This window comes from Bacillus sp. JST-5 (assembly GCF_057747715.1).
Genome location: NZ_JBYLHW010000101.1, coordinates 1 through 6,045 on the forward strand (window position 1 = coordinate 1; position 6,045 = coordinate 6,045).

The 6,045-nt window shown below is 34.1% G+C and carries 7 protein-coding genes; 5 read left to right on the forward strand and 2 right to left on the reverse strand.

Features of this window, described 5'->3' with window-relative positions; all coding sequences use genetic code 11:
* Window positions 1-50: 50 nt before the first annotated feature.
* Together AC3ASS_RS13400 and AC3ASS_RS13405 are read right to left on the reverse strand one after the other, a co-directional pair.
* On the reverse strand, window positions 51-1,319 hold the full coding sequence (locus AC3ASS_RS13400) for an IS3 family transposase (protein WP_488284027.1): 1,269 nt from the start codon (window positions 1,317-1,319) through the stop codon (window positions 51-53).
* A gap of 264 nt (window positions 1,320-1,583) precedes the next feature.
* Window positions 1,584-1,847, reverse strand: a complete 264-nt coding sequence (locus tag AC3ASS_RS13405) for a hypothetical protein (RefSeq protein WP_488284028.1) — start codon at window positions 1,845-1,847, stop codon at window positions 1,584-1,586.
* Window positions 1,848-2,163: 316 nt separating this feature from the next.
* On the opposite strand from AC3ASS_RS13405, the gene AC3ASS_RS13410 reads away from it, so the two are divergent.
* The 5 genes from AC3ASS_RS13410 to AC3ASS_RS13430 all read left to right on the forward strand — a co-directional run bounded on the left by AC3ASS_RS13410 (window position 2,164) and on the right by AC3ASS_RS13430 (window position 5,665).
* Window positions 2,164-2,514: a lmo0954 family membrane protein gene (locus tag AC3ASS_RS13410; RefSeq protein WP_488284029.1), complete on the forward strand. Its 351-nt coding sequence runs from the start codon at window positions 2,164-2,166 to the stop codon at window positions 2,512-2,514.
* Window positions 2,515-2,527: 13 nt separating this feature from the next.
* Window positions 2,528-3,178, forward strand: coding sequence for a PspA/IM30 family protein (locus AC3ASS_RS13415; RefSeq protein ID WP_488284030.1), 651 nt, complete (start codon window positions 2,528-2,530; stop codon window positions 3,176-3,178).
* Between the two features lie 90 nt (window positions 3,179-3,268).
* Complete coding sequence (gene liaF / locus AC3ASS_RS13420) at window positions 3,269-4,000, forward strand: cell wall-active antibiotics response protein LiaF (RefSeq protein ID WP_488284031.1); 732 nt, start codon at window positions 3,269-3,271, stop codon at window positions 3,998-4,000.
* The gene (locus tag AC3ASS_RS13425) at window positions 3,997-5,040 is read left to right on the forward strand and encodes a sensor histidine kinase (protein WP_488284032.1); all 1,044 of its coding nucleotides are present in this window, start codon (window positions 3,997-3,999) and stop codon (window positions 5,038-5,040) included. The genes liaF and AC3ASS_RS13425 overlap by 4 nt, the downstream gene beginning before the upstream one ends.
* On the forward strand, window positions 5,033-5,665 hold the full coding sequence (locus tag AC3ASS_RS13430) for a response regulator (protein WP_488284033.1): 633 nt from the start codon (window positions 5,033-5,035) through the stop codon (window positions 5,663-5,665). Before AC3ASS_RS13425 ends, AC3ASS_RS13430 begins: the two co-directional genes overlap by 8 nt.
* Window positions 5,666-6,045 lie beyond the last annotated feature (380 nt).

The following is a 6,045-nucleotide window of genomic DNA, read 5'->3' on the forward strand; positions in this document are numbered from 1 at the left end:
GGAATGTAGGTTAACCTACATTCCTTCCAAAGGGAGAGTATTGGAAATATTTACACCACCACAATTGACAGAGAGCCATAATAATTTATTTTTGCCTTTAGCTCATTTAATGTTGTACAGGATTGATAGTCTACCTCGTCTTTTAAATGACCAAAGAATGACTCCTGTGGGGCATTGTCCCAACAGTTCCCTCTTCTAGACATTGATTGGCCTAGACCATGCTTTTTTAATAACTTTTGATAGCTTGGGCTCGTGTAATGGCTTCCCTGGTCTGAGTGTATGAATGCATCTTTATGTAAAGTTACTTTCTTATTATTGATTAATTTATAGATTGTCATAGTTGCGATGTCTAAAGTGATACGATCAGAGACATGGTAAGCCAGAATTTCATTAGTTGACGCATCTTTTACGGTCGATAAATAAGCCATACAATTACCGTTATATGGTAAATAAGTAATGTCTGTTAATAAAACTTTTCCCGGAACACCTTGCTTAAATTCTCTATTTAACTTGTTTGGTACAACTTGATGTTCCTTTGTTGCTTTTGCAATTTTTTTATAAGGATTAGGCCTTCTGTGAGGACAAAGGATTCCATATTTCTTCATAATTCTTTGTATCTTTTTTCGACTGAAGATAATATTATACTCGTTCTCCAATACCATTTTAATGGGTCGTGAACCTTTCTTATACCCACGTCGATGAAACGCCTTTAGAATAATCTCTTTCGCTTCTAAGTCCAATTTTCCTCTTGTTTCTCGACGAGGAGCTGCCTTTAAGTAACTGTAATATCCCGAACGGGATACCTTTAAAAGATCACAAAAATAGGCAGTCATTCTTTTAAATTGATTCTGTTTAATAGTCTCATAAATCAACTGAAATACTTCACTCTGAGTTAAATTTTCGCTTGCGTTTAGCAGCCTCCTTTCTGTCGTTTCTAGCTTTTTTAACAGTTCCACCTGTCCTTCCAACAGCTTAATTCTTGCTTCCTGCCTCTCGATAATTTCTGCTTGTGAAAGTTCTCGTTTTAAAGGCCTTCCAGAAGCTGTTTTCCGCGCGTCTGTAAGACCAATTAACCCATCTTTTTCATATGATTTTTTCCATCTATATGCAGATTGTTCGATTCTTTTAATGCCTATAACGTCCGCATCAAAGCCATTTTCCTCAAAGATTTGCCTAGGAAGTTTACCGACCTGATACTCATCAATAAATTTATTCTTAAATTCTTCAGTATAGGTAATAGATAATCTGCTGACACGTTGTACATTTGGATTTTTTTGAAGTGTTTTTATCTCTCTGTCTGTAAATGTTATTTTGCTCATCGTTTTCTCCTACCCCCCACGATTCCCTTATCTTAAGATTCAAGTATATAAAAAAATACCTATAGATGTAACACTTTTTTTTCAAGTGTCCACTCTATAGGTACCATATTAATATTACCTCAGAGTTTCTCCTTCTTCTTTTTTTATAGCTAATTTTTTCATTCTCTATTCTGTATTAACAATTTGTTTTGCAGAAAATATATGTTTATTAAATATTTAATACTACTCATGAGATAAACCTATCTTTAGTTTGAAAACCTCTTATTACCACCAGAATGGGAAAAAAGCTAAGGCAACAATCGCTGAGAGTGCTATTCCGGTGACAAATCCTGCACCAAATCCCCAGCCTGGATAGTAACCATATCCAAATCCACCTCTAAAAGCAGGAGTTTGGAAACCTCGAATATAAACATGAGTTGGAGTTACCCTTGTAATAATTCCGCGATATACTCGCCCATCATTTGTTCGAATGGAACATGGACGCCCAATTCCTCTCATACAACGATGATAATTCGGATGATATGCCAAAACCTTCACCTCACTCTAAAAAATCTATATTACTTTATGTATGGAATCACCCAATTGCTTGGACAAATGTTGATAAATCATTAGTTAGATTCAAGAGCTTTAGAAATTTATGAAGAAATATGAAATATATAAAAACATTTATGAGAAATAACTATTTCACTAAACAATAGGGACTCCAATTTGTCCGAAGAAATTGGTTGTTATCTATCGTCTTATTTCGACTAAGCCCCAAGTCTTATTTCAAAATATTGCTGCAGGTCGTTATGAAGAGATTTTTGAATCGTTAATATTAGAAGTAAGAAAGGAGGAGTTACTGATGAAAAAAGCATTAGTAATATTAGGGATATTAATAGCAGCGATTGTCTTTCTGGCTAATCTCGCACCGCTGATTGCATTAGCTATTACTATTGCAATAACGTATTTCGCCTATAAAGGATTTATCAAAGCTGAAAGCCAAGGAGCAAAAATATTTTGGGGAATCGTCGGAGTGATTGCTTTAATTTCATCGATTTCCAACTTACCTGCTTTAATTGGTATCGCTGCTTTATACATTTTATATGTCCTATATAAATCATGGAAAAAAGATGATTCCGACTTTATGACAAAAGATGACGATCCATTTAAAAATTTTGAAAAAGAATGGATGGAAATAAATAAACATTATTAAGGAGAGATGAATGATGGCTAATTTATTTACTAGAATTAAAAATTCAATTGAATCTGATTTACATGAATTATTAGATAAAAAAGAACAAAAAAATCCAATTGCTGTGTTGAATCAATATTTACGCGAATGTGAAAAAGAAACAGAAAAAGTTCGAAAATTAATTGAACGTCAACATTTATTAAAAGATGAGTTTTCAAGAGAATATCGCAGTGCGAAGGCAATAGCTGACAAGAGAAAATATCAAGCTGAAATTGCACAAAAAGCTGGAGAAGTGGACCTTTATGAATTTGCACATTCTGAATATGTCCAATATGAAGAAAGAGCATCTAGACTACAAGAGGCAAGAAAGGTAGCAGAAGAACAGTTAGAACAATTAGAAAGAAAATATGCCGAAATGCAACATAAATTAAAAGATATGCATTTAAAAAGAATGGAACTAATGGGTAGAGAGAATATTGCTAGAGCCCATTATCAAATGAATAAATTATTAGATAATAACATCTATAATGCAAATTATTCATTTTCGAGATTTTCCGAAATTGAAAATTATCTAGAAAGATTAGAGCATCAAGTAAACTCATCCTATTATCGAAATACGATTGATGCGAAAATAGCACAGTTAGAAAAGAATGTAAAAAATGAAGAAAACCATTCAAATTTATAATTGAAACATGCTATTCTAAAAAGGCGTAGTAGTTTAAACTGCGTCTTTTTACTTATCAACTAGAAGAAAGAGAAAGGAGGAGGTCCGAACATGTTTCAAGATAAAAAAATATTAGAAAATCCACTTATTTTAATAGGAATATTATTAGTTGCAATAGAAATCATCTTCTTTGATGAGGGCCTCCTAATTTCATTGGCAGTAGGACTTATATTTATTTATTTTGGCAAAAATTCGTCAAACAAAAAAAAGGGGAAAATATTCTTTTGGGTTGGAGTCGGAATTACGGTTATTTCCATTTTGAGTATGTATACAATTCGGCTCTTAATTATTGGGTTTATCATTTATCTGATCTATGAATACTATAAAACGAAGAAAATCCCAAACGTTATGCGGCCAAAAACAATTATTGAAAGTGAAACACAATCTTACAATGAGCCAATCATTAGGAAAAAAACGCTATTAGACAATATGTTTTTTGGAACGCAAAAAACTCCAGAAAAACCGTATATTTGGAATGATGTTCATATTTTATTAGGTGTAGGGGATACCATTATCGATTTGACTAATACGGTTTTACCAAAAGAAGCTGTGATTTCAATTAAAGGAATAGCGGGGAACATACTTATTTACGTCCCGTATGAGGTTGAAGTATCCATTATTCATACAACCTTATATGGTTATACTAAAATATTAAATGAAATGGAAGAACGATTACTGAATGAGTCGGTTCAATACGAAACGCCAAATTATCATTCTTCTGAGCAAAAAGTAAAAATACTCACCTCGTTATTAGCTGGGAAGATTGAGGTGAGAAGGATATGAATATTGTAAGACGACAAATGGTTTTAAGTATAGTTATTTCATTGACATTAGTTGCCATTGTTTCATCAATGTTTTTCCTAGCTTTTCCTTTAGATGATTGGTCACTTATTTGGAAAAAGAAATTATTAGATGTTCCGATCGTCGTCCTTGTCCCTGCAAGTTCAATTTTGTTTGGTTTCGCTGTAGGACTTGCATATGGATTATATTGGAGAAGTAAATTTAAATCGATCGATGAATATTTGTTTGAAATCGATCAAGGGAACCATATAGAAATTAAAAAATTTCAAAATAGTGATATATACCCGATATACGAAAAAATGGAACAAATTCAAAAGCAATTGACCGAGCAAACATTAACGGCACAAAGACTTTCTAATGAGAAAGCGATTGATATGGAACAAAGACTTCAAGAACTTGTTTCCGAAGAACGCAACCGATTAGCAAGAGAACTTCATGATTCTGTTAGTCAACAATTGTTTGCTGCTTCTATGCTCTTGTCTGCACTTACTGAAAATATTACCGACGAAGATGAACCTAAAGCAAAACAGTTAAAACTAGTTTTAGAGATGGTTCACCAATCTCAACTAGAGATGAGAGCTTTGTTGTTGCATTTAAGACCAATTGCTTTAAAAGGGAAATCGTTGCAAAAAGGGATGGAAGAATTTTTGATTGAAATGCAAGGAAAGGTCCCTCTTGAAATCACATGGCGAATTGAAGAGATGACATTGGATAAAGGGGTAGAAGATCATCTATTTAGAATTTTACAAGAATCCGTATCTAATACATTACGTCATGCGAAAGCGACACATTTAAATGTTTTATTAATTGAGAGAGACCAGTTTGTTATTTTAAGGGTTGTTGATGATGGTATTGGCTTTGATATTGATAAAACAAAGACTGGATCTTATGGTCTTGAAAATATGCATGAACGAGCGAAAGAAATTGGTGGTACATTGAAAATTGTCAGTCTCCCTAACATGGGTACAAGAATAGAAGTAAAAGTACCGAAGTTATCGTTAGAAGGTGATCCAAATGATTAGAGTGCTGTTTGTGGATGATCATGAAATGGTACGAATTGGTGTATCTGCATATTTATCGGCACAACCAGATATTGAAGTTATTGCAGAAGCAGATGATGGGAAAAAGGGAGTAGAGCTAGCTCTTCAACTTCGTCCAGACATTATATTAATGGATTTAGTAATGAAAGAAATGGATGGAATTGAAGCAACGAAAAAAATTATTGAACAGTGGCCAGAAGCAAAAATTATTATCGTTACTAGTTTTTTAGATGATGAAAAAGTCTATCCGGCACTGGAAGCAGGGGCGACAAGTTATTTATTGAAAACGTCAAAAGCAGCAGATATTGCAAAAGCCATCAGAGATACGTATCATGGACAATCCGTCCTTGAGCCCGAAGTTACAAACAAAATGATGGCGAAGATGAGAAAACCATCCAATCGTTTGCCTCATGAGGAGCTAACAAACAGAGAAATGGAAATATTACTATTAATGGCTGAAGGAAAGACGAATCAAGAAATTGCTGATGAACTATTCATAGCGCTAAAAACAGTTAAAGTTCATGTAAGTAATATTTTAAGCAAGTTAGATGTACAAGATCGAACACAAGCAGTCATCTATGCATTTAAACACTCTCTGATAAAATAACATGTTGAGCTAATAAATATTGTATAACCTTCATACTGTAAACCCCTTTTTCCCTTGTTGGAATGAGCCCGGATGAAAGATGATTCTTAACGAAGTGATCGATAATTGAAAAATCCAGTGAGTTTTCACTGGATTTTCTTATGTGCGCCCGGCATGTACATGAACTATAGGGTGTAAGTCCCGAACCCCGAAGACAGAAGTAGAGGTTAGCCAAGAGCAAGGGTGTCCGTGGTGACGCGGAATCTGAAGGAAGCTGGAGGCAAAACACCGGTCCGAGGAACACGAACCTCATATAAGGCTAGATATGATTGAGTGAGTTTGCATAACAAAACAAAGCTCTTTCTGTCGAAGGTCATATCGAGTAAATGAGGCGGATAGAT